The sequence below is a fragment of the Cellulomonas sp. Root485 genome (assembly GCF_001426705.1).
Classification (GTDB): domain Bacteria; phylum Actinomycetota; class Actinomycetes; order Actinomycetales; family Cellulomonadaceae; genus Cellulomonas.
Map to the genome: position 1 here is coordinate 506,621 of NZ_LMFC01000002.1, position 24,030 is coordinate 530,650.

The 24,030-nt window shown below is 73.7% G+C and carries 20 protein-coding genes; 10 read left to right on the top strand and 10 right to left on the bottom strand.

Features of this window, described 5'->3' with window-relative positions; genetic code table 11:
- Positions 1 to 432 carry a hypothetical protein gene (locus ASD16_RS11005; protein WP_055916750.1) on the top strand — a complete coding sequence of 144 codons (432 nt, stop codon included), beginning with the start codon at positions 1 to 3 and terminating at the stop codon, positions 430 to 432.
- Positions 429 to 1,328: a hypothetical protein gene (locus tag ASD16_RS11010; protein WP_082570774.1), complete on the top strand. Its 900-nt coding sequence runs from the start codon at positions 429 to 431 to the stop codon at positions 1,326 to 1,328. The genes ASD16_RS11005 and ASD16_RS11010 overlap by 4 nt, the downstream gene beginning before the upstream one ends.
- Here ASD16_RS11010 and ASD16_RS11015 read toward each other — a convergent pair.
- From ASD16_RS11015 to ASD16_RS11025, 3 genes are all read right to left on the bottom strand, one after another.
- The gene (locus ASD16_RS11015; protein ID WP_055916756.1) at positions 1,300 to 1,767 is read right to left on the bottom strand and encodes a DUF3806 domain-containing protein; all 468 of its coding nucleotides are present in this window, start codon (positions 1,765 to 1,767) and stop codon (positions 1,300 to 1,302) included. The two genes, ASD16_RS11010 and ASD16_RS11015, sit on opposite strands and share 29 nt — an antisense overlap.
- Positions 1,768 to 1,971: 204 nt before the next feature.
- Positions 1,972 to 6,120 (bottom strand): S8 family serine peptidase, encoded by a 4,149-nt coding sequence (locus ASD16_RS11020; protein ID WP_055916760.1) that lies wholly within the window; start codon positions 6,118 to 6,120, stop codon positions 1,972 to 1,974.
- A gap of 152 nt (positions 6,121 to 6,272) precedes the next feature.
- Positions 6,273 to 6,866 carry a protein-L-isoaspartate O-methyltransferase gene (locus ASD16_RS11025; RefSeq protein WP_082570775.1) on the bottom strand — a complete coding sequence of 198 codons (594 nt, stop codon included), beginning with the start codon at positions 6,864 to 6,866 and terminating at the stop codon, positions 6,273 to 6,275.
- Positions 6,867 to 6,907: 41 nt separating this feature from the next.
- Between ASD16_RS11025 and ASD16_RS11030 the strand changes: the two genes are divergently transcribed.
- Positions 6,908 to 8,596, top strand: a complete 1,689-nt coding sequence (locus tag ASD16_RS11030) for an FAD-dependent oxidoreductase (protein ID WP_055916761.1) — start codon at positions 6,908 to 6,910, stop codon at positions 8,594 to 8,596.
- On the opposite strand, the gene ASD16_RS11035 is transcribed toward ASD16_RS11030, so the two are convergent.
- Positions 8,593 to 8,934 (bottom strand): hypothetical protein, encoded by a 342-nt coding sequence (locus tag ASD16_RS11035; RefSeq protein ID WP_157453894.1) that lies wholly within the window; start codon positions 8,932 to 8,934, stop codon positions 8,593 to 8,595. The genes ASD16_RS11030 and ASD16_RS11035 overlap by 4 nt on opposite strands.
- Before the next feature lie 191 nt (positions 8,935 to 9,125).
- On the opposite strand from ASD16_RS11035, the gene ASD16_RS11040 reads away from it, so the two are divergent.
- The 3 genes from ASD16_RS11040 to ASD16_RS11050 all read left to right on the top strand — a co-directional run bounded on the left by ASD16_RS11040 (position 9,126) and on the right by ASD16_RS11050 (position 12,008).
- Positions 9,126 to 10,262 (top strand): M15 family metallopeptidase, encoded by a 1,137-nt coding sequence (locus ASD16_RS11040; RefSeq protein ID WP_055916767.1) that lies wholly within the window; start codon positions 9,126 to 9,128, stop codon positions 10,260 to 10,262.
- Positions 10,263 to 10,329: 67 nt separating this feature from the next.
- The gene (locus tag ASD16_RS11045) at positions 10,330 to 11,505 is read left to right on the top strand and encodes an AAA family ATPase (RefSeq protein WP_055916770.1); all 1,176 of its coding nucleotides are present in this window, start codon (positions 10,330 to 10,332) and stop codon (positions 11,503 to 11,505) included.
- Between the two features lie 65 nt (positions 11,506 to 11,570).
- Positions 11,571 to 12,008 carry an OsmC family peroxiredoxin gene (locus tag ASD16_RS11050; protein WP_055916774.1) on the top strand — a complete coding sequence of 146 codons (438 nt, stop codon included), beginning with the start codon at positions 11,571 to 11,573 and terminating at the stop codon, positions 12,006 to 12,008.
- 89 nt (positions 12,009 to 12,097) lie between these two features.
- On the opposite strand, the gene ASD16_RS11055 is transcribed toward ASD16_RS11050, so the two are convergent.
- A complete protein-coding gene (locus ASD16_RS11055; RefSeq protein ID WP_162250298.1) occupies positions 12,098 to 12,607 on the bottom strand; it encodes a septum formation family protein in 510 nt (169 codons plus the stop codon).
- A 205-nt stretch (positions 12,608 to 12,812) separates the two neighbouring features.
- Between ASD16_RS11055 and ASD16_RS11060 the strand changes: the two genes are divergently transcribed.
- The 3 genes from ASD16_RS11060 to ASD16_RS11070 all read left to right on the top strand — a co-directional run bounded on the left by ASD16_RS11060 (position 12,813) and on the right by ASD16_RS11070 (position 17,770).
- The gene (locus tag ASD16_RS11060; RefSeq protein WP_369817965.1) at positions 12,813 to 15,830 is read left to right on the top strand and encodes an FAD-binding and (Fe-S)-binding domain-containing protein; all 3,018 of its coding nucleotides are present in this window, start codon (positions 12,813 to 12,815) and stop codon (positions 15,828 to 15,830) included.
- Positions 15,831 to 15,839: 9 nt separating this feature from the next.
- Entirely contained in the window at positions 15,840 to 16,136 is a 297-nt protein-coding gene (locus ASD16_RS11065) for an MTH1187 family thiamine-binding protein (RefSeq protein WP_055916781.1), read from the top strand.
- A 173-nt stretch (positions 16,137 to 16,309) separates the two neighbouring features.
- Positions 16,310 to 17,770 (top strand): hypothetical protein, encoded by a 1,461-nt coding sequence (locus ASD16_RS11070; RefSeq protein WP_055916784.1) that lies wholly within the window; start codon positions 16,310 to 16,312, stop codon positions 17,768 to 17,770.
- A 6-nt stretch (positions 17,771 to 17,776) separates the two neighbouring features.
- Here the strand turns inward: ASD16_RS11070 and ASD16_RS11075 are convergent, their stop codons facing one another.
- Both ASD16_RS11075 and ASD16_RS11080 read right to left on the bottom strand, forming a co-directional pair.
- The gene (locus tag ASD16_RS11075; protein ID WP_055916787.1) at positions 17,777 to 18,748 is read right to left on the bottom strand and encodes an alpha/beta hydrolase; all 972 of its coding nucleotides are present in this window, start codon (positions 18,746 to 18,748) and stop codon (positions 17,777 to 17,779) included.
- Complete coding sequence (locus tag ASD16_RS11080; RefSeq protein WP_055918295.1) at positions 18,745 to 19,704, bottom strand: zinc-binding dehydrogenase; 960 nt, start codon at positions 19,702 to 19,704, stop codon at positions 18,745 to 18,747. Before ASD16_RS11080 ends, ASD16_RS11075 begins: the two co-directional genes overlap by 4 nt.
- Positions 19,705 to 19,750: 46 nt before the next feature.
- Here ASD16_RS11080 and ASD16_RS11085 point away from each other — a divergent pair, with 46 nt between their 5' ends.
- Positions 19,751 to 20,437, top strand: a complete 687-nt coding sequence (locus tag ASD16_RS11085; RefSeq protein ID WP_157453896.1) for a DUF5995 family protein — start codon at positions 19,751 to 19,753, stop codon at positions 20,435 to 20,437.
- Here ASD16_RS11085 and ASD16_RS11090 read toward each other — a convergent pair.
- From ASD16_RS11090 to ASD16_RS11100, 3 genes are read right to left on the bottom strand one after another with little or no spacing between them, the layout of a single operon-like run.
- A complete protein-coding gene (locus tag ASD16_RS11090) occupies positions 20,434 to 21,141 on the bottom strand; it encodes a maleylpyruvate isomerase N-terminal domain-containing protein (protein ID WP_055916794.1) in 708 nt (235 codons plus the stop codon). The two genes, ASD16_RS11085 and ASD16_RS11090, sit on opposite strands and share 4 nt — an antisense overlap.
- Positions 21,142 to 21,194: 53 nt before the next feature.
- Positions 21,195 to 22,430 carry a homoserine O-acetyltransferase gene (locus ASD16_RS11095; RefSeq protein WP_055916797.1) on the bottom strand — a complete coding sequence of 412 codons (1,236 nt, stop codon included), beginning with the start codon at positions 22,428 to 22,430 and terminating at the stop codon, positions 21,195 to 21,197.
- Positions 22,431 to 22,436: 6 nt separating this feature from the next.
- Positions 22,437 to 23,756, bottom strand: a complete 1,320-nt coding sequence (locus ASD16_RS11100; RefSeq protein WP_055916800.1) for a bifunctional o-acetylhomoserine/o-acetylserine sulfhydrylase — start codon at positions 23,754 to 23,756, stop codon at positions 22,437 to 22,439.
- Positions 23,757 to 24,030 lie beyond the last annotated feature (274 nt).

Below are 24,030 nucleotides of genomic sequence, written 5' to 3' on the forward strand. Positions count from 1 at the left end.
GTGGACGATCAGGAGCGCGAGGCCAGGGTCGGCCGCATCGTGACGTGGTCCCTCCTCGCAGTGCTGACCGTCTGTGCCGTCGGCGGGCTCGAGCTGTGGCCGCTGACGGCGTTCCGCCTCTTCAGCGAGGTGAGGACCGCCGACCAGTCGAGGCTCGAGCTGGTCGCGGAGCACCTGGACGGGACCGACGAGCCGTTGCTCGTCGCGGAGACGAACCCGGTCCTGGTGACCACCGACCGGCAGTTCCCCGACCTTCCCCGTGAGCCCGAGGAGGTCCAGCGCGAGATGGTCCTCGCGTGGCTCGACGTCTCGGGCGTGGACCCGGCGACGGTCGGGTCGGTGCGACTGGACAGGATCGCCCGGCACTACGACGTGGACACCCACACGTGGGCCGACGTCGGCCGGACGACGATCGTGGACGTCGACCTGTGAGGCGGCTCTGGGCACGGGTGGACGAACGCCTGGTGGCGCCGGGCCCGGGGTTCCGGGTGGTGGAGATCCAGGTCCTCCTGGCGGCCGTCGTCGCGCTGCGCCTCGCCACCCGCGACTGGACGCAGATCGCCGAGCGCCCCGCTGCGCTGCGCGACGGCCTCACGGTCATGAGCTGGTACACCGGCACGCCGCCGCCGTGGGCGCTCGTCGCCGTCCAGGTCGTCGGCCTGGCGTGCGCTCTGCTGGTGGTCGCGCAGAGACGGCCACGCCTGGCGTTCGCCGGGCTGTGGATCGCGTACACCTCGCTCACGGCGCTGTGGGGGAGCTCCGGGAAGGTCATGCACAACGACGTGCTGACCGTCCTGGTGGCCGCGGTGTTCCTCGTCGCGGCCGGCCCGCCGAGAGACGCCTGGGCCGACGTCCGGGTCCGCTACGGCTGGCCGCCGCGGACGGCGCTCGCGGTCATCGCGCTGGTGTACGTCGTGTCGGGCGCGCAGAAGCTGGTGCACAGCGGGCCGGGGTGGGTCTTCAGCGACAACATGACCTGGATCCTGCGCCTGGGCCTGTCGGCACACCTGTCGGGCGGCGCTGATCCGGTGGCGCAGGACCTGGCCCGGACCGTCGCCGACCACGGCTGGATGAGCGCGTCGCTCGCCGGTGGTGCGCTGCTCCTCGAGCTGACCGCGCCGCTGTGGCTCGCGGTCCGACGCACGAGGCTGCTGTTCGTGCTCTCCGTGACGCTGATGCACGGCAGCATCTGGCTGTTCATCGGCCTGGACTACTGGGCGTGGCCGATGACGGTCGCGGCCGTGGCCGTGCCGATGGCGCTCGCCCCGGACCGTCCGCTGTGGAGACGGCGCCGCGCGGTCAGTGCGGCTGGTGCGCCACGGCGATGACCGCGAGCGCGCCGCCCGCCGTCTCCTCGACGTAGTCCTTCACCCAGCCGACGGGAGCCGTGCCCCACGACTCGGCGACCGCCGCGACCGGGAACACGACCAGGTCGATCTCGGGGTGGGTCAGGACCAGCTCGGGGGCGCCGTCGGCACGGGCCGAGCCCCACACGAGCATGGGGACCCGCTGCGCGACGAGGTCGCCGAGCGAGACACCGAACGCGTGCACCAGCGACTCCGGGTCGGTGCGGTCACGCTCCTCGGACTGCAGCCAGATCGCCTGGACGCGGTCGAAGAGGTCGCCGAGCGTCTGCGTGTCGACGGTGCCCGCGCACAGACCGGTGATGATCTCGCGGTGCTGCGCGGCCCAGACCTGCTCGGCGGCGTTCAGCGGGTCGACCTGGACCGTGTGGCTGTCGTCGGCGGGCGTGTGCGGGTGCGGCACCTCGCCACCGTCGGACGGCCTCGCTGCTCGTCTGAACAATCCCATGCCTCTCCTATCGACGCCGACGACCCGGCGCTTGAACCTGAGATCTGTCGGGTCGCCCGGTCGGCACTCTGGTCTCCGCGGGCAACCGAGCCTGAGGGGAGCGACGTGGGCCGCGCCGACCCGGAGGTCGACGCGGCCCATGTCACAGGAGCCGGAGGCTCAGCTCTTCGTCACGGTCAGCGTGTGTGCCGCGACCGTCGGCAGGTAGCCGCCGTTCCCGGTGTAGTACGCGACCACGACGCTCGACCGCTGCGCCGCCGGCAGGGTCACGGTGGCGGTGCCGTCGGCGAGCGGCACGGTGGCCACCCGCTGCAGACCCACCGTGAACGTGACCGACCCGGTCGGCACCGGAGCGCCTGCGCGTCCGGTGATCGCGACGGTGACCTTGGCCTTCGCGCCCTTGGCGACGGTCCACGAGTCCGCCGTGAGCGCCGCCTTGCTCGTCGCGGGGGTCACCCGGTACGACCGCTGGGTCTGCGAGCCGGTGACTTCCGCACTGCCCGCGTAGACGGCGGTCAGCTGGTGCGTCCCCGCGGCGAGGTCCGCCGGGAGGGCGATCGTCGCGGTGCCCTTGAGGCCGTTGACGACGAGCTCACCGGAGCCGAGCACCTTGCCCTTCTCCTTGATCTCGACGACCCCGGTCGGTGCCGTCGTCTCGCCGGTGACGACGACCGTGGCCGTCGTGACCGTCCCGAACGAGGCCGAGTTGTTCGACAGCGTGAGGGCCGACGTCGAGCTCGACTTCTTGATGTCGACCGGGACGACCGCCGACGTGGACGGCGCGTACAGGCCGCTGTCCGGCGTGAACGTCGCACTCAGGGAGTGCGCGCCCGCGCCCAGCTTGACCTTGACGGCCGCCTTGCCGGCCGTGACGGCCGACGAGCCGATCTCCGTCTGCCCGTCGAGGAACGACACGGTGCCGGTGGCCTCCTTCGGGGCGACGGTGGCCGTGAGCGTGAGCTCCTGGCCGGCCTTCTTGCCGCCCGTGACCGCGAGCGTCGTGGTCGTCGGCGTCGCCGCCGGGACCGTGACGTCGACCACCTGGACGCGGGACACGGTGTCCGCGTTCTGGTGCTGGAACACCAGGAGCTGGCCGTCGGCCGCGCCCGTGCCCTTGTGGACCGGGATGACGGCGCCGTCGGCCCCGAGCGTGGAGAACGAGCCCGGGATGTCGTTGTCGAACCAGAACGGCGGGTCGTACGGGTTCACCGTGAACGACTCGACCGTGTCCAGGAGCCCGGAGTCGGCGGCCGCGTAGTCGGAGTACGTCGACACGGAGATCGTCGGGGTGGAGCCGGCCGGGATGCCCGCCCAGTCGAGCCCGATCGGGGCGATCAGGACGTTGTTGTCGAACACGCCCGACTCGACGGTGCCGGAGAACCCGTTGATGAGCTGGACGTCGAGGTTTTCGCCGGTGACGTAGTCGAACGTCGCGGCGATCGTGACGTCGGCGTCGTCGTTGTACTTCTGCACGACCGTCTCCAGGTCGTACGCGCCGTCGCCGTCGATGTCGATGTCGATGACGGGGATGACGTAGCGGCCGAGCGTGGCCCACTCCCCGTCGGTCGCGATGCCGATGCCCAGGAGACCCGTGCTCGGGTCGCCGCCGGCTGCGGCGACCGCGGGTGCCGTCGAGGCCCAGCCCACGTACCGGATGTCACCGGCGGCGGTGGCCGACGGCGACGTGACGAGCCCCGGAACGGTCTCGAGCTTGGGGCTCGTGGCCGCGAGGTTCAGCGGGCTGGTCAGCGAGTACCAGCCACCGGACGCCACACCGCGGCCCGAGATCGCGAGGTCCGCCGTCGCCGCTGCGGCGTCGGCGAACGCGACCGGGGAGGCCGTGAGGTCGGAGACCAGTCGCGGTGCCGCCTGCAGCGGGACCCGCAGGCTCGTCGAGCCCGAGGTCAGGACCAGGCGGCCCGAGACCTCGGAGACGTACTCGCGCGGGATGCCCGCCTGGATGGCAGCCGACGTCGGGTCGAGCTCACGCTGGAGCGTGGCCGGGTCGGCTGTGAGCGTGAGGGTCACGACGGCGGACTTCCCGGGCGCCAGGGTGATCGAGGCCGGGGTGGCCGTGATGGTGGCGCCGCCGGACGTCGACGAGCTCGACACCGAGGTGGTGTACCGCTGGCTCGTCGAGCCGTAGTTCTTCACGGTCACGGTCTTCTTGGCGACGACCGTGCTGTCACCCACCGGCACGACACCCCAGGTCACCGAGGTCTGCTCGGGGTCCTGGGTGTTGTAGGCGATGACGTTGGTGTTGACCGCGTCGAACGCGTCGACCCGACCGGACCCGACCCGCTCCGGCCCGTAGGCCGTGCCGGTCCCGCCCGGACCCGTCCAGATGTCGTGCGTCGCGGTGTTCACGACGGCTGCCTTGACCTGCTCGGCCTCCCAGCTCGGGTGGGCCGCGCGGACCAGGGCGGCGATGCCCGCGACGTGCGGGCTCGACATCGAGGTGCCGGACAGGGAGTTCGGCTGGTTGCCGGCACCCGAGGCCGCGGACAGGATCTGCGTGCCGGGAGCGGCGACGTCAGGCTTGCCGTGGCCCAGCGAGCCGTGCACGCCGCGCGACGAGCCGCCGTTCAGCATGTCGCCGGCGATGTCCTGGACGACCGTGCCGGCCAGCCCGGGGCCGATGTGGACCGTGAGCGTGCCGGCCTGGATCTCCGGGAGCAGCAGGTCCGTGGTGGAGGCGGTCATCTGGAAGCCGGGGATGGCGGCGTTGCCCGAGATGCCGGCCGGGAACGGGGTCAGCTCGGTGGGCAGCAGCACGCCGACCGCACCGGCGGCCGTCGCGTTGTTGAACCGGACGACCGACCCGCAGCGGCGGGCGGTGTCGTCGTCGTTCCACCAGAGGTAGGCGACCTTGCCGGCGACGGCGGCCGCCTGGGCCGCGGTGAACGCGGTGCAGCCGTCGAAGTTGCTGCCGGGGTTGCCGACGGGTGCCGTGACGTCCGCGCCGCCGTAGGCGACCGAGTTCTGGCCGGAGTGGATGCCGACGAGCGCCGGGTTCGCCGCAGCGGTGACCTCGACGCCGTCGTACGTCTGCGGGGCGCCGACGGAGTTCGCGACGGTCAGGGCGCTCGCGGCGTTGCCCGGGCCACCCCCGATGTCGGTGATGTCACCGGCGTTGCCGGACGCGATCACCATGACCGTGCCGAGCGCGGTCAGCGCGTCGATCAGCAGGTTGTCCGGGTCGTCGGCGGGGGAGCCGTCGCTGCCGAGCGACATGTTGACCACGTCGAGCCGGTCGCTCAGGTCGCCGTCGGCGTTCGGGTCGGCGGCGCGGTCGAGGGCCAGCGACGTCAGGTTCGTCGAGCCACCGATGTCACCGAACACCTTGAGCGCGAAGATCCCCGCGCCGGGTGCGGTGCCGGGGCCGACGAGCCAGTCGGAGACGTCGGTGAGGCCGCTGTAGTCGCCCTCGAACGTGGTGCCGTCGGGCAGGACGCCGTAGCCGGCGGCGGTGCCGGAGACGTGGGTGCCGTGCCCGACGTTGTCGGACAGGTAGGTGCCGTCGATCGGGTTCTCGTCGGGGCTCGGCACGGGGGTCGCGCCCTCGAGGTCGTCGCTCGCGCTGTACAGCGCGCCGGCGAAGTCGTACCCGCCGATGAACTTGGCCGGGTCGTAGAAGCCCGCGGGGACCGGGCCGGAGCCGTCGGTGCCGTAGGCCTCCTGGTACGCCTCCACCGTGCCGGGGCCGCCGAAGTCGGCGTGCGTGTAGTCGAGACCGGTGTCGATGACGCCGATGCGGACGCCCTCGCCGGTCTGGCCGGTGTCCTGCCACACCTTCAGCGCACGTGTGAACTCGACGTTGTGCGCGTTCGTGGCGGTCTTCGGGGTGACGCGGTAGACGGCGACCACGTCGGGGGAGTCGGCCAGCGCGCGGACCTGCTCGGCGTCGCCGGTGACCAGCGTGCCCGCGACGAGGTTGGTGAGCGTCGCGATCTGCTTCGGCGCGGCGGAGGAGGCCGAGCGGGCGGTGACCTGCTGCGGGACGACCTCGTCGGCGAGCGCCTCGGTGTCGGCTGCCGCCTCCTTGACCTCGGCGGGGGTGCCGCCGTCGGCCGTGATGTCACTGCCGGACTTGGCGTCGAGCTGGACGAACGCGGTGACGTTGCCCTTGGCGTCGACCAGGTCGCGGGCGAGCTTGCTGTCGAGCCGCCCCTCGATCGCCTTGGCGTTCCCCGCTGTCGGGCCGTCTGTCGGCGGTGGTGCCGCCGAGGCGCCGCCGGCGCCGAGTAACGCTGTGCTGACCGCGACGGACAAGGCGGTGACGGCGGCGAGGACGGGTCGACGTGGCATGTGCGCATCCCTGGCTCGAGGAGGATCGACATGCGTGCAGCGGAGCGTGACGGTAGTCACAAACAGGCGCACGCCCGGTGCACGTTACTGGCAGGTACGGCATTCGTCACCTTCTGGCGAATTGAGGGGTTCGCGAGGTGTGGCGAGCGCCCTCAGCGCAGCGGGACGAAGGTGTAGGAGCCGTGCGTGGTGACACGCGTCCGGCCTGCGACGCGCTCCACGAGGTGCATGGTCGAGCGCACCGGGATCACGAGGCGACCCCCGTCGGCGAGCTGGTCCACGAGGACCGTCGGCAGCGACCGCGGCGACGCCGACACGAGGATCCGGTCCCACCCGCCGTCGACGGGCCGCCCGAGCGCACCGGGCGTCGCCGGCTCGATGCGGGCCCACGGGAGGTCGCAGGCGGCGAGGTTCGACGAGCCCCACGCGGCGAGCTCCGGGTCCAGCTCGAGCCCCAGCACGACGCCGTCCGGGCCGACGAGGCGCGCGAGCAGGGCCGTCGTCCACCCCGAGCCGGACCCCACATCCAGGACGCGCGCGCCGACGGGCACCTGCAGCAGCCGGAGCATCGACGCGACCGTGCTCGGCTGCGAGTTCGTCTGCCCGCGCCACAGCGGCAGCGGCCGGTCCTCGTGCGCACGGTCGCGCTGCTCCTCGGGCAGGAACCGCTCGCGGGCGAGCACCCGCATCGCGTCGGCCACGTCGGCGGCACGCGTCGGGTCCGTGTCCTCGCGACCGTCGCGCATGTGTCGAGCCTACGATCGGCGCACTGTCCGAGGGAGGTGCGGTGGCCGAGTACGACGTCGTGGTCGTCGGGTCCGGGTTCGGCGGGTCCGTGGCGGCGCTGCGCCTCGTCGAGAAGGGCTACCGCGTCCTGGTGCTCGAGGCGGGTCGCCGGTTCACCGACGAGACCCTGCCGCGGACGTCGTGGGACGTCAGCCGGTTCCTCTGGGCCCCGCGCCTGGGGTGGCTCGGCATCCAGCGGATCCACGTGCTGCCCGACGTCGTCGTGCTGGCGGGCGCGGGCGTCGGTGGCGGCTCGCTCAACTACGCGAACACCCTCTACCGCCCGACGTCCGACGCGTTCTACCGCGACCCGCAGTGGGCGGACCTCACCGACTGGCGCGCCGAGCTGGCACCGTTCTACGACCAGGCGAGCCGGATGCTCGGCGTCGTCGACAACCCGACCTGCACGCCCGCCGACGAGGTCGTGCGCAAGGCCGCCGACGACCTGGGCGTCGGGCACACGTTCCGGCTCGCCCCCGTCGGCGTGGTGTTCGGGCCGCCCGGCGAGGTGGTGCCGGACCCGTTCTTCGGCGGCGCGGGACCGTCGCGACGCGGCTGCCTGGAGTGCGGCGAGTGCATGACGGGCTGCCGGCACGGCGCGAAGAACACGTTGCCGACGAACTACCTGTACCTGGCCGAGCGGGCGGGTGCGCGCGTGGTCGCCGAGACGACGGTGACGTCGATCCGCCCACGCGGGCAGGAGTGGGAGGTGCGGACGACCCGCACCGGTCGCCGTGGTGGGAACAGGACGGTCACGGCGGGCCAGGTCGTGGTCGCGGCCGGGACCTGGGGCACGCAGGAGCTGCTGCACCGGATGAAGGCGACCGGCACGCTGCCCGGGCTCTCGGACCGGCTCGGGGTGCTGACGCGCACCAACAGCGAGTCGCTCGGCGGGGCGGCGACCCGCTGGCGCGGCTGGCGGCGCCGCCCCGACATGACGCGCGGCGTCGCGATCACGTCCTCGGTCCACCTCGACGACCACACCCACCTCGAACCGGTGCGCTACGGGCGGGGGTCCAACCTCATGGGCCTGCTCAGCACGGTGCTGACCGACGGCGGCGGGCGGGTGCCGCGTCCGGTGCGCTGGCTGGGGAACGCCCTGCGGCACCCGGGGCAGGTCGCCTCGCTCGTGCTCGGCCTGGGCAGCTGGTCGCAGCGCACCGTCATCGGGCTCGTGATGCAGACCGGCGGCGCCTCGATCACCGTGCGTCCGCGGCGCACGTGGCGCGGCACCACCCGGCTGACGTCGTCCCCGGGCGAGGGTGAGCCCAACCCGACATGGATCCCGGCCGCGAACGCCGCCTACCGGCGGATGGCCGCGCATCTCGGCGGCTTCGCGGCGAGCAGCCTGGGGGAGGTCGCGGACGTGCCGATGACGGCGCACTTCCTGGGCGGCTGCACGATCGGCCGGTCAGCCGCCGACGGGGTGGTGGACCCGTACCACCGGGTGTTCGGGCATCCGGGGCTGCACGTCGTCGACGGGTCGACCATCTCCGCGAACCTCGGCGTCAACCCGTCACTGACCATCACCGCCCAGGCCGAGCGGGCCTTCGCCCTGTGGCCCAACACCGGTGAGCCGGATCCCCGGCCGGCGCCGGGGGAGCCGTACGTGCGGCTGGCGCCGGTGCGTCCCGTGCGGCCGGCGGTGCCCGCGTGGGCGCCCGGAGCGCTGCGCCTGACGGTCCTCTAGCTGCTCGACCCGGCGGTGACCACCGGGATCATGCCCGTGCGCGGGACGTCGGCGGCCGACGCGGCGGGCACGAACTTCGGCTTGCGGCCGGGGCGACCCCGCTCGCGGCGCATCTCGATGCCGTCGAGGGTGGTCGCGCGCCAGACCGCGCCGCCGTTGAGCCGGCCGTCGGGCTGCGGCAGCCACGGCACCTTGCGGGAGAGCCAGACACGGATGGTGGCGTGCTCGACCCCGAGCCGCTCGGCCAGACGGGCGATGTCGTAGAGGTCGTCGAGGCCGCGGACGGGGCTGCTCCCGACCGGTTCGAGGGGCTTCGCAGGCGGCAATTCATGGGGCACGGCGGCATCGTAGCCGCCCGAGTCTATGAATTGTGTGACGAAGCCGTAACGAGATCCTCACCAGATCTCCCCCGCCCAAAGGGCTCAAGTGTCCTGGACGGCCGTCCGATGAACTTAACGTGTTACGCGTGAGTTACAAGATTCCCTCCCGAGGTCGGTCCACCGGTGGCCGGCACGCTGCGGCACGCCCTGTGACCGTGCGTGCAGCCACCCATCCGGCCCGCCTCGCGCAGGGTGCGGTGGTCACGACGCTCGCCCTGAGCATGTGCGCCATGGTCGCCGTGTCGGCCAACGCAGGTGATGGTGGGAGCGCGCTCATCCCCGCCGCGCTCGTGCCCGCAGCGGTCCAGGTCGACCGCGCCCGCGCCGGTGCCGTCGACGTCGCCACGGACGCGATCGAGGTTGCGCAGACCGTCCAGGCCGAAGGCGCGCAGGTCTCCATCGACGCCGCCCAGCTCGATGCCCTCGAGGCCGCGACCGCCCACCTGGACGACCTGATCGTCGAGGCGACCGGCGACGACCCGGCCGAGACCCGGGACACCGCGTCGTCCCGCGCGGGCGAACGCGAGGACACGACCGCGGCGGAGGCCGTCACCGCCACCCCCGCCCCCGTCGACCCCAACACCCCGATCGACCCCGCCTCCGTGTTCGAGCAGGTGCCCGCTCCGGCGCCCGTGCCGCTCGTCCCGCCGACCGCCGGCAAGGAGGACGCGACGACCGCCGAGCTGCGGGAGGCCGTGGCCGCCGTCGCGACCCTCACCACCTCCGTCCGGCAGAGCGCCGAGGCCAAGCGCGTCGCGGACGCCGCCGCCGCGCAGGCCGCCGCCGAGGCCGCCGCCGCCGCTGCCGCCGCGCAGGCCGCCGCGGACGCCGCCGCGCAGGCCGCAGCAGCGCAGGAGGCCCAGCGGGCCGCGTGGAAGCAGTCGCTCCTCGGGTACGCCAACGGCAAGATCCCGGACTCCGCGCTCTGCGGCGTCGACTTCGACGCGTCCGTGCGCCTGCGCTGCGACGCCGCCGAGCAGCTCGACGTCCTCAACGACGCGTACCGGGCGCAGTTCGGCAGCAACCTCGTCGTCAACGACTCCTACCGCTCCTACGCGGGCCAGGTCGCGTGCAAGCGCACCAAGGGCTACCTGTGCGCGACGCCGGGAACGTCGAACCACGGCAGCGGCATCGCGGTGGACCTCGGCGGCGGCATCGACTCGTTCGGGACGAAGCAGCACCGGTGGATGGCCTCGCACGCGCCGGACCTCGACTGGGGGCTCCCGTCGTGGGCCACCTGGGGCGGCAGCAAGCCCGAGGCGTGGCACTGGGAGTACCTCGGCTGAACCTCGGCTGGTCCAGTCCCTGCGCAGATCGGTCCGCACCGGCGTCGCGGCCCTTACGATCGGGCGCATGAGCACCTCGGCCGAGCCGGGGCGGACATGGCCTCTCGTCGGCCGTGCCGCCGAGCTCGACGACCTCGACGACCTGCTGTCGACCGCCGCCGACGGGGTCGGGGTGACCGTCCTCCTGGAGGGTGAGGCGGGGGTCGGCAAGACCAGCCTGGTCGACGCGCTGCGCGGCTCCGCCCGCCTCCTCGACGTGGAGCTGCGGACCGCCCAGGCCACGGCCGTGCGCAGCTGGCCGTTCGCGCTCCTGTCCGACGCGCTCCTGGTGCGCTCGTCCGCTGGCGGCGGCGGGCACGGGCCCGGCCGCAGCCCCGTCGAGACAGAGCTCGCGGACCTGCTCGACGCGATCTACGCCGACCCGGCACGCTCGGGCGCCCGGTTCGACCGGGCCACGGAGCTGTTCGCGGCCCTCCTGCGCCGCCACGGTGACGTCCGCCCGTGGGCGCTCGTGCTCGAGGACGTGCACGAGGCGGACGCCCCCTCGCTCGCCGTCCTCCTCCAGCTGGCCCGCGAGGGAGCCGTGCCGCGGGCGCTCGTCGTGCTCACCATGCGGCCGGTGCCGTACCGGCCCGAGCTCGCCGAGCTCGTCGCCGCGTGGACCCGCGCGGGTGCGCGGTACCTCGAGCTCCGGCCGCTCAACGCGCGCGCGACCGTCGAGCTGGCCGAGAACCTCGTCGGCGGGCCCGTCGGCCCGTCGCTGCGGGGCACGCTCGCGACCACCGGCGGCAACCCGCGGCTGGTCGCGGACGTCGTGCGTACCGCCAGGGCCGCCGGTGCTCTGGTCGCCTCCGACGGGGTGCTCGACTCGACCGGCTCCCGCTGGATGGACCCGCTCGACGAGGTGGTCCGCCGCCGCGTGGAGTACCTCGGGGCCGACGTGCTGGCGCTCCTCGGCCAGGCGTCCGTGCTCGGCACGTCGTTCGTCATCGCCGACCTCGCGTCGCTGGCCGGCGACCCCGTGGCGGACTGCTGGCGCACCCTGCGCCACGGGCTGGCCGCGGGTGTGGTCCGCGCCCGCGGGGACAGGCTCGTGTTCGGTCACGACCTGGTCCGGGAGGCCCTCTACAACGGCCTCGACCCCGACCAGCGGCGCGCGCTGCACGCCCGTGCCGCGTGGGCGCTGCGCCAGGCCGGCGCACCCTCGCAGATCGTCACCGGGCACCTGGAACGCGCGCGCTGAGCGGCGCTCCTGCCTAGCGTGGGGGTGCGGGCGTCCGCCCGCTCCGCCCACAGCAAAGGAGCACCATGTCCACGCGCACCGCTCGGACCGCCTGGAACGGCACCCTGATGGAGGGCAGCGGGCAGGTCGAGCTCACCAGCTCCGGCGCCGGCACGTTCGACGTCTCGTTCCCGAAGCGGACCGCCGAGGAGGCCGGTGGCACCACGAGCCCCGAGGAGCTCATCGCGGCCGCCCACACGTCCTGCTTCGCCATGCAGCTCTCCGCCGTGATCGCCGAGGCCGGCGGCACCCCCGTCGCCCTCGAGGTCAGCGCCGACGTGACGCTCCGTCCCGACCCGGCCGGCGGTCTGCACATCACCACGATCGCCCTGACGGTCCGCGGCGAGGTCGACGGTCTCGACGCCGACGGCTTCCGCGCCGCGGCGGAGAACGCCAAGGCCACCTGCCCGGTGAGCAAGGCCCTGACGGGCACGGAGATCACCCTGGACGCGTCCCTCGCCTGACGCGCTCCCTCTCACCACCGCAACGTCCGCACTCCTGCGGGGTGCAGACCCCCGGAGTGCGGACGTTGCGGGTCGCGGCGGCGCAGGGGTCAGCGTGCGGCGGCCGCGAGGGTTCCCGTGACCTGGCCGTCGGGCGAGGAGATGAAGCACATGATCTCGCGGTCGCCCTCCGCCCAGGACTCGGGCGTCGGGAAGAACGACGCGAGCTCGAGGGACGACTCGTCGTAGGACAGGCCGACGAACGTGGCGAACTGCTCGTAGCAGAACGTGTCCGACGCGTCGATGATCGCCTGGTCGCCGGGGTACTCGCCCTCGGGCATGTCGGTCGCCGCGTAGGACTCGCTGTCGTGCGGCTGGTCGCACGGGACCGTCGGCACGGAGGAGACCTCCTCGACCTCCTCGGACTGCGATGCGTCGTTGAGGCAGTCGCCCACCTGGAGGGAGAAGACGTCGGCCTCGCTCGACTCGGTGATCTCGCCGGAGGTCTCGTCGCGGACGGCCGGCTCCGGGGTCTCGTCGAGGATGCCGCAGCCGGAGATGCCGGCGAGGGCGAGTGCCAGGAGGACGGGGGCCGCGACACGGGCGGTGGAGGTGCGCATCATCATCTTCTCGTTCGGGGTGGGGCCATCGGTCGACGGGCCCGCGAGAGAGTAGCGACCGGCACCGCCACAGCGCCGGGGCATTTCAGGATCAACGGTGTGAAAACGGACACATCGGTCCCGATCCTCCCGATCGCACGGCATGGCGTGACCAGCCCTCGGTGACGTGTGCGGGGGAGTTGGTCCTCGATGGGAGACTGCCCCCGTGGTGGCCGTGACCGAGACCGTGGCAGACGGTGTGAGCAGCGCCGACGTGGTGCAGGCGTTGCGGTCCGCGCTGCGCGGAGCGGTCGACGACAGCACCCGCCGGCGGGCCGAGTACTCCACGGACGCGTCGAACTACCGCGTGGTCCCGCAGGTCGTGGCGTTCCCGCAGGACACCGACGACGTGCTCGCGGCCCTCTCGGTGGTGCGCGAGCTCGGGATCCCGCTGACCGCTCGGGGCGGTGGCACGTCGGTCGCCGGGAACGCGGTCGGGACCGGGGTGGTGCTCGACTTCTCGCGGCACGTCAACCGCATCCTCGACATCGACCCGGCCGCGCGCACGGCCCGCATCGAGCCCGGCGTCGTGATGGCCAGCCTGCAGAAGGCCGCCGCGCCGCACGGCCTGCGGTTCGGGCCCGACCCGTCCACGCAGGCGCGCGCGACGCTCGGCGGGATGATCGGCAACAACGCGTGCGGGCCCCGAGCGGTCGCGTACGGGCGGACCGCGGACAACGTGCTCGCGCTCGACGTGGTGGACGGCACGGGCCGACGGTTCGAGGCACGCTCCGGCGCGGGCGCACTGGACGTCGTCCCCGGTCTCGACGCCCTCGTCCGGGGCAACCTCGACACCCTGCGGACCGAGCTGGGCCGGTTCGGCCGGCAGGTCTCCGGCTACTCCCTCGAGCACCTCCTGCCCGAGAAGGGCACCGACCTGGCCAAGGCGCTGGTCGGCACGGAGGGGACCGTCGCCACGCTGCTCGGCGCGACCGTGCGGCTGGTCCCGATCGCGGCGGCGCCCGTGCTCGTCGTCCTCGGCTACCCGGACATGCCGACCGCCGCCGACGCGGTCCCGGCCCTGCTCGCGCACAGCCCGCTGGCTATCGAGGGCATGGACTCCCGGCTGGTCGACGTGGTGCGTCGCGTCCGCGGGGCCGCCGCCGTGCCGCCCCTGCCGGCAGGTGGCGGCTGGCTCATGGTGGAGGTCGGCGGGGACTCCCTCGACGAGGCCCTCGAACGCGCGCGTGCGCTCGCTGCCGACGCGGGGACCACCGCCGTCGGACTGTTCCCGCCCGGGCCGGAGGCCGCCGCGATGTGGCGGATCCGCGAGGACGGTGCGGGCCTCGGCGGCCGGACGCCGTCGGGCGAGCAGGCGTGGCCCGGGTTCGAGGACTCGGCCGTGCCACCGGAGCGGCTGGGGGCGTACCTGCGCGAGCTCGAGGCGCTCATGGCGTCGCACGGGGTCGACGGCCTCGCCTACGGGCACTTCGGCGACGGGTGCGTGCACCTGCGTCTCGACATCCCGCTGGAGCGCTCCGGCAACCCGCTGCGCGCGTTCATGACCGACGCCGCGACGCTCGTCGCCTCGCACGGCGGCTCGCTGTCCGGGGAGCACGGCGACGGCCGCGCCCGCTCGGAGCTCCTCCCGGTCATGTACTCGGCCGAGGCGATCGACCTGTTCGGCGCCTTCAAGGACCTCCTCGACCCGCGCGACCTGCTCAACCCCGGCGTGCTCGTCCGCCCGCGCCCGCTCGACGCCGACCTGCGCCGCCCGTGGGCCCGCCCGCTGCTCTCCGACGGTCACGGCTTCTCGTTCGCGCACGACGCCGGGGACCTGACCACCGCCCTGCACCGCTGCGTCGGCGTCGGCAAGTGCCGGGCGGACAGCACCGCGACGAGTGGGTTCATGTGCCCGTCGTACCTGGCGACCAAGGACGAGAAGGACTCGACCCGCGGCCGCGCGCGCGTGCTGCAGGAGATGGCCAACGGCACGCTGGTCTCCGGCGGCTGGTCGTCGCCCGAGGTGCACGACTCCCTCGACCTGTGCCTGTCCTGCAAGGCGTGCTCCTCGGACTGCCCCGCAGGGGTCGACATGGCTCAGTACAAGTCCGAGGTGCTGCACCGTACCTACCGCGGGAAGCTCCGACCGAGGTCGCACTACGCCCTCGGCTGGCTGCCGCGCTGGGCCCGGCTGATCACCCGGGTCCCGGGTCTGGCCGCGCTGACCAACGCGGTGCTCGGGGTCCGCCCCGTCGCGCGCGCGGTGCTCGCCGGGGGTGGCATGGACACCCGCCGCGAGATGGTGACGTTCGCGCGGCGACCGTTCCGGGCGTGGGTCCGCGGGGAGGGCCGCGACATGGTCACCCTCACCGGCCGCGACCACGCCGGCCGCGACGGCGGCCGTCGCCGACGGAGCGCCACCGACGTCCGAGGCGGCGCCCGGCCCCGCGACCAGTTCCGGGGACGGCCCGGCAAGGGGACCGGAGGCGGCGGCGGCCGCAAGCCGCAGGTCGTGCTGTGGACCGACTCGTTCTCCGACACCCTCGCGCCGTCCGTCGCGCAGGCGGCCGTCGCCGTGCTCACCGCCGCCGGCTACGAGGTGCTGGTCCCGCAGGACGACGCCTGCTGCGGCCTCACCTGGATCAGCACCGGCCAGCTGGACGGCGCCAGGAAGCAGCTCACCCACCTGCTCGGCGTGCTCGGGCCGTTCGCGGTCAACGGGATCCCGATCGTCGGGCTCGAACCGTCGTGCACCGCGGTCCTGCGCTCCGACCTGCGCGACCTGCTGCCCGACGACCCCCGCGCGGTCGCGGTCGCCCGGGAGACGCGCACGCTCGCGGAGCTGCTCACCGCGCCCGCCCCCATCGGCCCCGGCGACCGCTGGCAGGTCCCGGACCTCTCCGACGTGACCGCGGTCGTGCAGCCGCACTGCCACCACTACTCCGTGATGACGTGGACGGCTGACCGTCGACTGCTCACCGACGCCGGTGCGCAGTTCTCGGCGCTCGCGGGCTGCTGCGGGCTGGCCGGCAACTTCGGCATGGAGAAGGGCCACTACGACGTGTCGGTCGCCGTGGCGGAGAACGCGCTGCTGCCGGCGCTGCGCGATGCGGCCCCCGGGGACGTCTACCTGGCGGACGGCTTCTCGTGCCGCACGCAGGCCGACCACCTGGCCGGCGTCCAGGGCGTGCACCTGGCGGAGCTGCTCGCATCGCACCTGCCGGCGTCCTCGCGCGCCTAGGCTGGCCGGATGCTCGTCGCCTTCTCCGTCGCCCCGCTCGGTGCGGGCGAGTCCGTGACCGCCGCCGTCGCCGATGCCGTGCGCATCGTCCGCGAGTCCGGGCTCCCGAACCGCACCGACGCCATGTTCACCACCCTCGAGGGCGAGTGGGACGAGGTGATGGACGTCGTGAAGCGTGCGACCGAAGCCGTCGGCCGGCACGGCCACCGGGTCAGCCTGGTGCTCAAGGCGGACATCCGCCCGGGCCGGTCCGGGGAGCTGACGGGCAAGGTCGAACGCGTCGAGGCGGCGCTGTCCGACGGGTGACCATGAGCACGTTCGGGTGATGTGACCGATCTCGTGCAGGCACGCCGGGCCGACGGGCTGACGGGCTGAGCGCGCTGTGGGACAGTGTGGTCGCACGTGTGCCGGTCGGGGCTCGCGTGCGGACAAACGGGAACGTGCAGCTGGCGGCGGCGTGCCCAGGAAGGCCGGGACTGATGCCTCTCTTCGAGCTCGACGACGGCCGGCCGCGCCTCGTCCAGCCGATGCAGCCCCTGACCGGATCGTTCGCGCAGGAGTGCGCCTCCCTCCTGTCGCACCACCTCGCCGCGATCGCCGGTGAGCCCCTGTTCGCGGTCCGGTCCCGGACCAACGCCCCCGACCACGCCGACCTGCCCGAGCTGCTCGCCCTGGACGCCACGGGCCGCGCCGTCGTCGTCGACGTGGTGCAGGTGGTCGACGACGACGCCGTCATCTCGGCACTCCGGCACGCCGGGGCGGCGTCGCGGATGACGACGACGGACCTGGCGCGCGCCTACCACCCGGACCCGAGCCGGTTCGCGGTCGACTTCGCGGCGTTCCGTGAGCAGGCGGCGTTCGGCGCCCAGTCCAGCCGTCGTGAAGGTGTGCGCCTGGTGCTGCTCTGCTCGGAGGTCGCCGCCGAGGCCGGTGACACGCTCGGCTTCCTGCGCGGCCCCGGTCGGCACGTCGACGTGCTGCAGGTCGGCGTGGTGCGCGGCGTGGACGACCGACGGCTCCTGGACGTCTCGCCGCTGGCCACCCACGAGGGTGCGCGCCGCTCCGTCGAGCCGACCGCCCTGCGCCTGGTCCGCTCGAGCGAGGGCTTCGCGGGGGGCAGCTACGAGCAGCCGGTCGCGCCCCAGCCGCACGTGCGGACGCCCGCCACCGGTGAGCTGCGCGCCGTGACACCCCCGCCGACTCCCGCGGTGCCCGCACCGACCCCGCTGCGCACGCCCGCGACGACGGCGCCGATCCCGCAGGCGACCCCGCGACCTGCTCCCAAGCCGACGCCGGTGCCCCAGCCGACGCCCGCGCCCCAGCCCGCGTCGGTCCTGCAGCCGGCGGCCGACAAGCCGCGGGGGTCGGCGACGGTGCAGGATGCGCCCACCACGCTGACCCCGGTGCTCGGGCTGCGGTCCGCCGCCGACCAGGTGGTACCGCGCACGCCGCCGCGGGACCGCGCCGAGCCGCTCGTGGCCGGACCGCGACCGTTCGCGCCGCTGCCCGCCCCGCTGCCGATCTCCTCGAGCTTCCCGACGATGAGCCCGCCCGCGCCGCCGACCCCTCCGGCACCGCCCGCGGAACCGCCGAGCCCGCCGACCTCGGCCGGGCCCGAGACCACCAAGGAGATCGCCCCGATCCGCGAGTCGTGGCCCGACGGCGCTCCCCGCGCCCTGCCCGAGCTGGCGACCCTCGCCAAGAGCCGTCGCGCGATCACGACGCTGGTCTGGGTCCGCGCCCGACGCGGCCAGCGTCTGCTCGCGATGCTGCGCACCGACGGGCTGATCGAGCTGCCGACGGGCGAGCTGCACGCCGACCCCGACGACGCCGCCTCGGCCGCCGTCTCCGCGGAGAACCCGGTCGACGGCTGGCGCGCCTGGCGGCTCGGCGAGGGCGGACCGACGCTCGCCGAGGCCACGGGCGTCCTGCGACCGTAGGTCGCGTCAGCCCCAGCCGTACGCGGACGACCAGCGGTCGATCTCCGCGTAGAACCGCTCGCGCACGGGCCGGGGCGACAGGGCGAGGTCGTGCACCCCGTCGCGGACCCGGACCACGGTCACGTGCGACCCCAGCTGGACCGCGCGACGTGCCAGGAGCTCCACGTCGAGCACCACGTCGGCGTGCCGCATGTCCTCGCTCCAGCGCGGGCTGATGACCGTCCGGCTCGACGCGCACATGAGGATCGGTGCCTCGATGGACAGCCCGCGGGCGACCCGCGCGTGCCCCGCCATGATCGCCAGCAACCAGCCGGCCCGGACCGGGAACGACGGGGTCGGTCGCCAGGTGGTGTCGTAGGTCCACTCCCCGCCGCTCGCGCTGCTCAGGGTGCGCGCGTAGTAGCCGGGGTCGATGTTGGGCAGCGGCGCCTTCGGCTGGAACCGGGCGATCCGCGCGACCGCCGGGGCGCTGATGTGCCGGAGCACCGACGACCCCTGCAGCTCGAGCCACGGGCTGTTGAGCACCAGCCCGCTGAGCTCCCCGGGGTGCCGGTTCGCCCACAGGGCCGCGACGAGCCCCCCGGTCGAGTGCCCCATGACCATGACGCGGGCGCGCACCCCGAGGTCGCCGGTGATGACGTCGAGCGACGCCTCGAGCTCCTCGTCGTACGTCTCCAGGTCCGCGACGTACCCGGGCGTCTGCCCCGGTCGCAGGCTGCGGCCGTACTTGCGCAGGTCGAGGGCGTAGAACGCGGCACCGCGGGCGTGCCAGTACTCGGCGAGGCCCGTCTGGAAGAAGTAGTCGGACCAGCCGTGGACGTAGAGGATCGCGCGGGACGGCCGGAGCGGCTCGGCCGTCGGTGGTGCGTAGCGGACGAGGCTCGCGACGACGTCCCCCTCGTCGTCGGGCTGCAGCGCGAGCGTCCGCACCCGGTAGTCGGGCCCGAGGATGTCCTCGGTCCACCCGTGACCGGTCACGGCTCGAGCACGATCTTGCCGAACTGGTCACCGTCCACGAGCCGCTGCACGGCAACGTGCGCGTCGGTCAGGGCGAACGTGGAGTCGACCAGCGGCCGCACCCCCGTCCGCGCGAGGAAGGCGAGCAGGTGCCCGAGGTCGTCGCGGGTGCCCATGGTGGTGCCGACGACGGTGATCTCCTGGAAGAAGATCCGCGTGAGCTCGGCCGGCTCGGCGTCCCCGCTGGTGGCACCTGCGACGACGATGGTCCCGCCCGGCCGCACCGACCGGACCGAGTGCGACCAGGTGGCCTTCCCGACGCTCTCCAGCACCACGTCGGCCCGGGGCACGCGCGCTCCGGGCTCCACCGCGGCGGCCGCCCCGAGCGTCAGGGCGCGGGCCCGGCGCTCCTCGGACCGGCTCGTCACGACGACCTCCAGCCCCGCCGCCGCGCCGAGGAGGATCGCGGCAGTCGCCAGGCCGCCGCCGGCGCCCTGCACGAGGACCCGCTGCCCGGGGGTCGCGCCGCCGGACCGGAAGAGCATCCGGTAGGCGGTGAGCCACGCGGTGGGCAGGCACGCGGCCTCGACGAACGAGAGCTCGGCGGGCTTGTCGACGAGGTTCCACGTGGGCACCGCGACCTGCTCCGCGAGCGTCCCGGGGTACCGCTCGGACAGCAGGCTGCGCGGCTCGTCGGCCCCCACGCCGTGCCCGCTCGCCCCGCCGATCACACCGTGCACCACGACCTCGCGCCCGTCGGCGGTGACCCCGGCGGCGTCGGTGCCCAGGGTCATCGGCAGCTGCTCGGCGCGGATCCCGACCCCGCGCAGCGTCCACACGTCGTGGTGGTTCAGCGCGGCGGCGCGCACGTCGACGACCGACCAGTTCTCGCGCGCCTCCGGAGCCGGCCGCTCACCGACCTCCAGCGCGCTGACGGGGTCGTCGGACGAGAACCGGGCGGCGTAGGCGGCGATCACCGGCCCAACGTATCCGTCGAGCGGCCCCTCTGTGATGCTGGACGACGTGAGCAGCGCAGCCATCGGGGCGGTCGTCGCGGAGATGGACCGCGTCCGCGCGGGGCTGCCGCGGCGCGACGGGATCGCGGTGTTCGTCGACGTCTACCGGCAGGTCACGGCCCTGATGGCCGAGCGGGTGACCGACGGGACGTTCGCCGACCACGCCTTCGTCGAGGATCTCGACGTGCGCTTCGCGCGGATCTTCCTCGACGTGCCACGCAACCTGGCGGCCGGCCGGCCGGTGTCGAAGGCGTGGGAGCCGCTGATCGAACGCCGCATGACCCGGGGCGTGCTGCCGATCCAGCTGGCGCTCGCCGGCATGAACGCGCACATCAACCACGATCTCGCGCTCGCGCTCGTCGCCACGTGCCGGGCGCGCCGCCGCGAGCCCGGGTCGAGGGCGGTCCACGCCGACTTCGAGAAGGTGAACGCGGTCCTCGCGGAGGTGGTGCGGCCGATCCGGCGCTCGTTCCTCGACGAGGCCGTCATCCGCTACGGCGCCGGCGCGTCCCCGCTGGTGGACCTGGTGTCGAACTTCTCCATCGACAAGGCGCGCGACGCCGCGTGGGTCTCCGGACTGAGCCTGTGGCACCTGCGCGGTATCCCGTTCGTCGGCGACGCGGTCCGCGACTCGCTGGCCCGGACGGTCGGCCTCGTGAGCCGCCAGCTGCTCACGGTGGTCGAGCTCGACTAGAGGATGGGCAGCATCCGGCCGAGGTCCGGCACGCCGTCGGACGTGTAGCGCGGGTGCAGGGCGACGGCGAGCTGGTCGACGTCGTACGCCTGGCGGCCGGTAGCGAGGCGGACCCAGAGGCGGGCGTCGGCGATCTCGAGGCTCCAGCCGCCGCGGGCCACGACGATCTCGAGGAGCGCGTCGGCCACCAGCCGCAGGGCCTCGGGGTCCACCGGGTCGGACCCGCGCGGCACCGACCGCGCGAGGTCGTCGGCGTGCACCACGAGCTCCAGCACCCGGGACACGGTCATCGTGCTGAGCAGCACCGGACCGCGGCGGGCCTGCACCACGCGGTCGTCGGGGCCCAGCTCGTCGAGCCTCTCGAACGCCGCGCGCGCGCGGGAGTCGATCTCGGACAACGGGTCGTGCGCGATCTCCGCGGCAAGGAGACGCGTGGTCTCCGCGATGTCCTCGGCGCGACCGAGATACGTCCCGACGTACTCGGCGAGCGTGTACGGCACCGTGCCCTCCGGCAGCGGCGAGCACACGGCGAGCGCCTCCATCGCGCGGCCCAGGTGTGCCACGAGCTCCGCGACGGTCCAGCCCTCGAGCACGGACGGCTCGTCGGCGACATCGGCGTCGACCACGTCGGTGACCCAGGACCGGAGGCGGTCCCACTGGGCGTGCAGGGCGGTGCGGGCGTCGGCGAGCTCTCCGGAGGGCATGAGGCCATCGTGCCCGCCCGGGCGCCCCGACGCCCCTTTTGTCCCGGATTCGGCTACCGCCGGGCGCCCTGCTCCAGGAACTCGTGCACGTACGCGCCCACCAGGTCCTCCTCGATGAGGAAGCCGTCGTGGCCGTAGTCCGAGTGGATGGTGTGGAGGGAGGCGCCGGGGATGCCCGACGCGATCCGCTCCGACTGTGCGGGCGGGAAGAGCCGGTCGGAGTCGACGGCGATGACGAGCGCGCGCGCGGTGATGGAGCCCAGTGCGGCCGTGACCCCGCCGCGGTCGCGACCGAGGTCGTGCGTGATCATCGTCCGCGTGAGCACCACGTAGGTGTTGGCGTCGAACCGGCGGCTCAGCTTGTCGCCGTGGTGGTCCAGGTACGACTGCACCGCGAACCGCCCGCCTTCGAGCGGCTGCTCGCCGCCCTGCGGGATGCGGCCGAACCGCTGGTCCAGCTCCTTGGCGCTGCGGTAGGTCTGGTGCGCGATCTGCCGGGCCAGGCCGAGGCCGACGTGCGGGCCGTCGCCGTCCGCGGCGTCGTAGTAGTCGCCGTCGCGGTAGCGCGGGTCGGCGCGGACGGCGGCCAGCTGGGTGTGGAACCCGGCGATCTGGTCGCCCGACGTCTGTGCGGCGGTGGCGATCGCGGCGATGGCCTCGACGCGCTCGGGGGCGCTCGCCGCCCACTCCAGCACCCGCAGCCCGCCCAGCGACGCCCCGATGACGAGCGACCACGCGTCGATGCCGAGCAGGTCGGACAGGCGGATCTCGGCGGCGACCTGGTCGCGCACCGTCAGCAGCGGGAACCGGCTGCCCCACGGCTTCCCGTCGGGCCCGGGCGACGCCGGTCCGGTGGAGCCCTGACAGCCGCCGAGGACGTTGGGTGCGACGACGAACCAGCGGTCGGTGTCGATCGGCGCGCCCGGTCCGACCATCGACGACCACCAGCCGGGTGTCGGGTGCCCGTCGCCTGCCTCGCCCGTCACGTGCGAGTCGCCGGTCAGCGCGTGCAGCACGAGCACCGCGTTGGTGCCGTCCTCGTTGAGCTCGCCCCACGTCTCGTACGCGAGCCGCACGGCCGGCAGGCGGCCACCGGACTCGAGCTTGAGCGGGCCGAGGTCGGCGAACTGCCGCCGGCCCACCGGGTCGCCGTCGCGCCAGGCGGCGCTCGCGGGGACGGGTGGTCGGTCGTTGGGCGTGACCCGGGACCCGAGCGTCCGGGGGCGGGCGGGGGTGAGCGTCGCCGACCCCGTCGTGGGGTCCGACGGGGTCGGCGGCGTCGTACTCATGCTCGGTCAGGCACCCTTCGCTGCGCGGAACCCGGCATCCAGGTCAGCCAGGATGTCATCGATGTGCTCGATGCCGACGGCGAGCCGGACCAGGCCGGGGGTGACGCCGGACAGCGCCTGCTCCTCGGGCGTGAGCTGGCTGTGCGTCGTCGACGCCGGGTGGATGACGAGCGAGCGCACGTCCCCGATGTTGGCGACGTTCGAGTGCAGCTCCAGCGCCGACACGAACGCCTGACCGGCCTCCGTGCCGCCCTCGAGCTCGAACGCGAGGACAGCACCAGCGCCCCGCGGCGAGTACTTCAGCTGGGCGGCGTGCCACGGGCTCGACTCCAGGCCGGCGTAGTGCACCGTGCCGACGTCGTCGCGCGCCTCCAGCCAGGCGGCGACCTTCTCGGCGTTCTCGACGTGCCGCTCGATCCGCAGCGACAGGGTCTCGATGCCCTGCGCGATGAGGAACGCGTTGAACGGGGAGATCGCCGAGCCGAGGTCGCGCAGCAGCTGCACCCGGGCCTTGAGGATGAACGCGAGGTTGACGCCGAAGAGGCCGCCGACGCCGAGGTCCCGCGCGAACACGAGCCCGTTGTAGGACGGGTCCGGGGTGTTGTAGTTGGGGAACCGCTCCGGGTACTGCGCGAAGTCGAACGAGCCGCCGTCGACGATCACGCCGCCGATCGCCGAGCCGTGACCACCCAGGTACTTGGTCGCCGAGTGCACGACGATGTCCGCGCCCCACTTCAGCGGGTTGATCAGGTACGGCGTCGCCACCGTGTTGTCCACGATCAGCGGCACCCCGGACTCGTGCGCGACGCCCGCGACGAGCTCGATGTCGAGGATGTCGGCCTTCGGGTTCGGGATGGTCTCCGCGAAGAACAGCTTGGTGTTCGGCTGGACTGCGTCCTTCCACGCCTGCGCGTCGTGGGGGTCGGTGACGAACGTCGTCTGGATGCCCAGCTTGGGCAGCGTGTAGTGCAGCAGGTTGTAGGTGCCGCCGTACAGCGACGGGCTGGCGACGATGTGGTCACCGGCCTCGGCGATGTTGAGGATGGCGAGCGTCTCGGCCGCCTGCCCCGAGGAGACGAGCAGAGCGCCGACGCCGCCCTCGAGGTCCGCGATGCGGTTCTCGACGACCTCCTGCGTGGGGTTGCCGATGCGCGTGTAGATCGGGCCGAGCTCCTTGAGCGCGAACCGGTCGGCGGCCTGCTGCGCGGAGTCGAAGACGAACGACGTCGTCTGGTAGATCGGCAGTGCGCGGGCGCCCGTGGCGGGGTCCGCGGTCTGGCCGGCGTGGATCTGGCGGGTCTCGAAGTTCCAGCTCTCGTTGCTCACGGTTCAGCGCTCCGTTGTCGATAGGGATCTCATGGACCGCGGAGGGGCTTCGGGCAGCCGACGTCCGTCCCGCGGAGGGGGTGGGAGTGGCGCACGGATCGAGCCATGGCTCGGGCGGGACGTCGAGGCCGCCGTGGTGGCGACCTGCCCGCGGGCACAGCCGAGCGTGCGCTGGGTCAGCGACACATTCGGCGGGACATGGCCTGAGAGTAAGCCGACCCGTCCGACGACTGAAACAGCCGTCTCATCAGGTGGTCATCAGGCTTCTCATCAG

Bases quoted from the DNA above. Each gene is read 5' to 3' on its own strand.
- ASD16_RS11050 (WP_055916774.1), top strand. From the start codon at position 11,571: ATGTCCACGCGCACCGCTCGGACCGCCTGGAACGGCACCCTGATGGAG.
- ASD16_RS11025 (WP_082570775.1), bottom strand. From the start codon at position 6,866: ATGCGCGACGGTCGCGAGGACACGGACCCGACGCGTGCCGCCGACGTG.
- ASD16_RS11090 (WP_055916794.1), bottom strand. From the start codon at position 21,141: ATGCCCTCCGGAGAGCTCGCCGACGCCCGCACCGCCCTGCACGCCCAG.
- ASD16_RS11095 (WP_055916797.1), bottom strand. From the start codon at position 22,430: ATGAGTACGACGCCGCCGACCCCGTCGGACCCCACGACGGGGTCGGCG.
- ASD16_RS11045 (WP_055916770.1), top strand. From the start codon at position 10,330: ATGAGCACCTCGGCCGAGCCGGGGCGGACATGGCCTCTCGTCGGCCGT.
- ASD16_RS11070 (WP_055916784.1), top strand. From the start codon at position 16,310: ATGCCTCTCTTCGAGCTCGACGACGGCCGGCCGCGCCTCGTCCAGCCG.
- ASD16_RS11065 (WP_055916781.1), top strand. From the start codon at position 15,840: ATGCTCGTCGCCTTCTCCGTCGCCCCGCTCGGTGCGGGCGAGTCCGTG.
- ASD16_RS11055 (WP_162250298.1), bottom strand. From the start codon at position 12,607: ATGCGCACCTCCACCGCCCGTGTCGCGGCCCCCGTCCTCCTGGCACTC.
- ASD16_RS11020 (WP_055916760.1), bottom strand. From the start codon at position 6,120: ATGCCACGTCGACCCGTCCTCGCCGCCGTCACCGCCTTGTCCGTCGCG.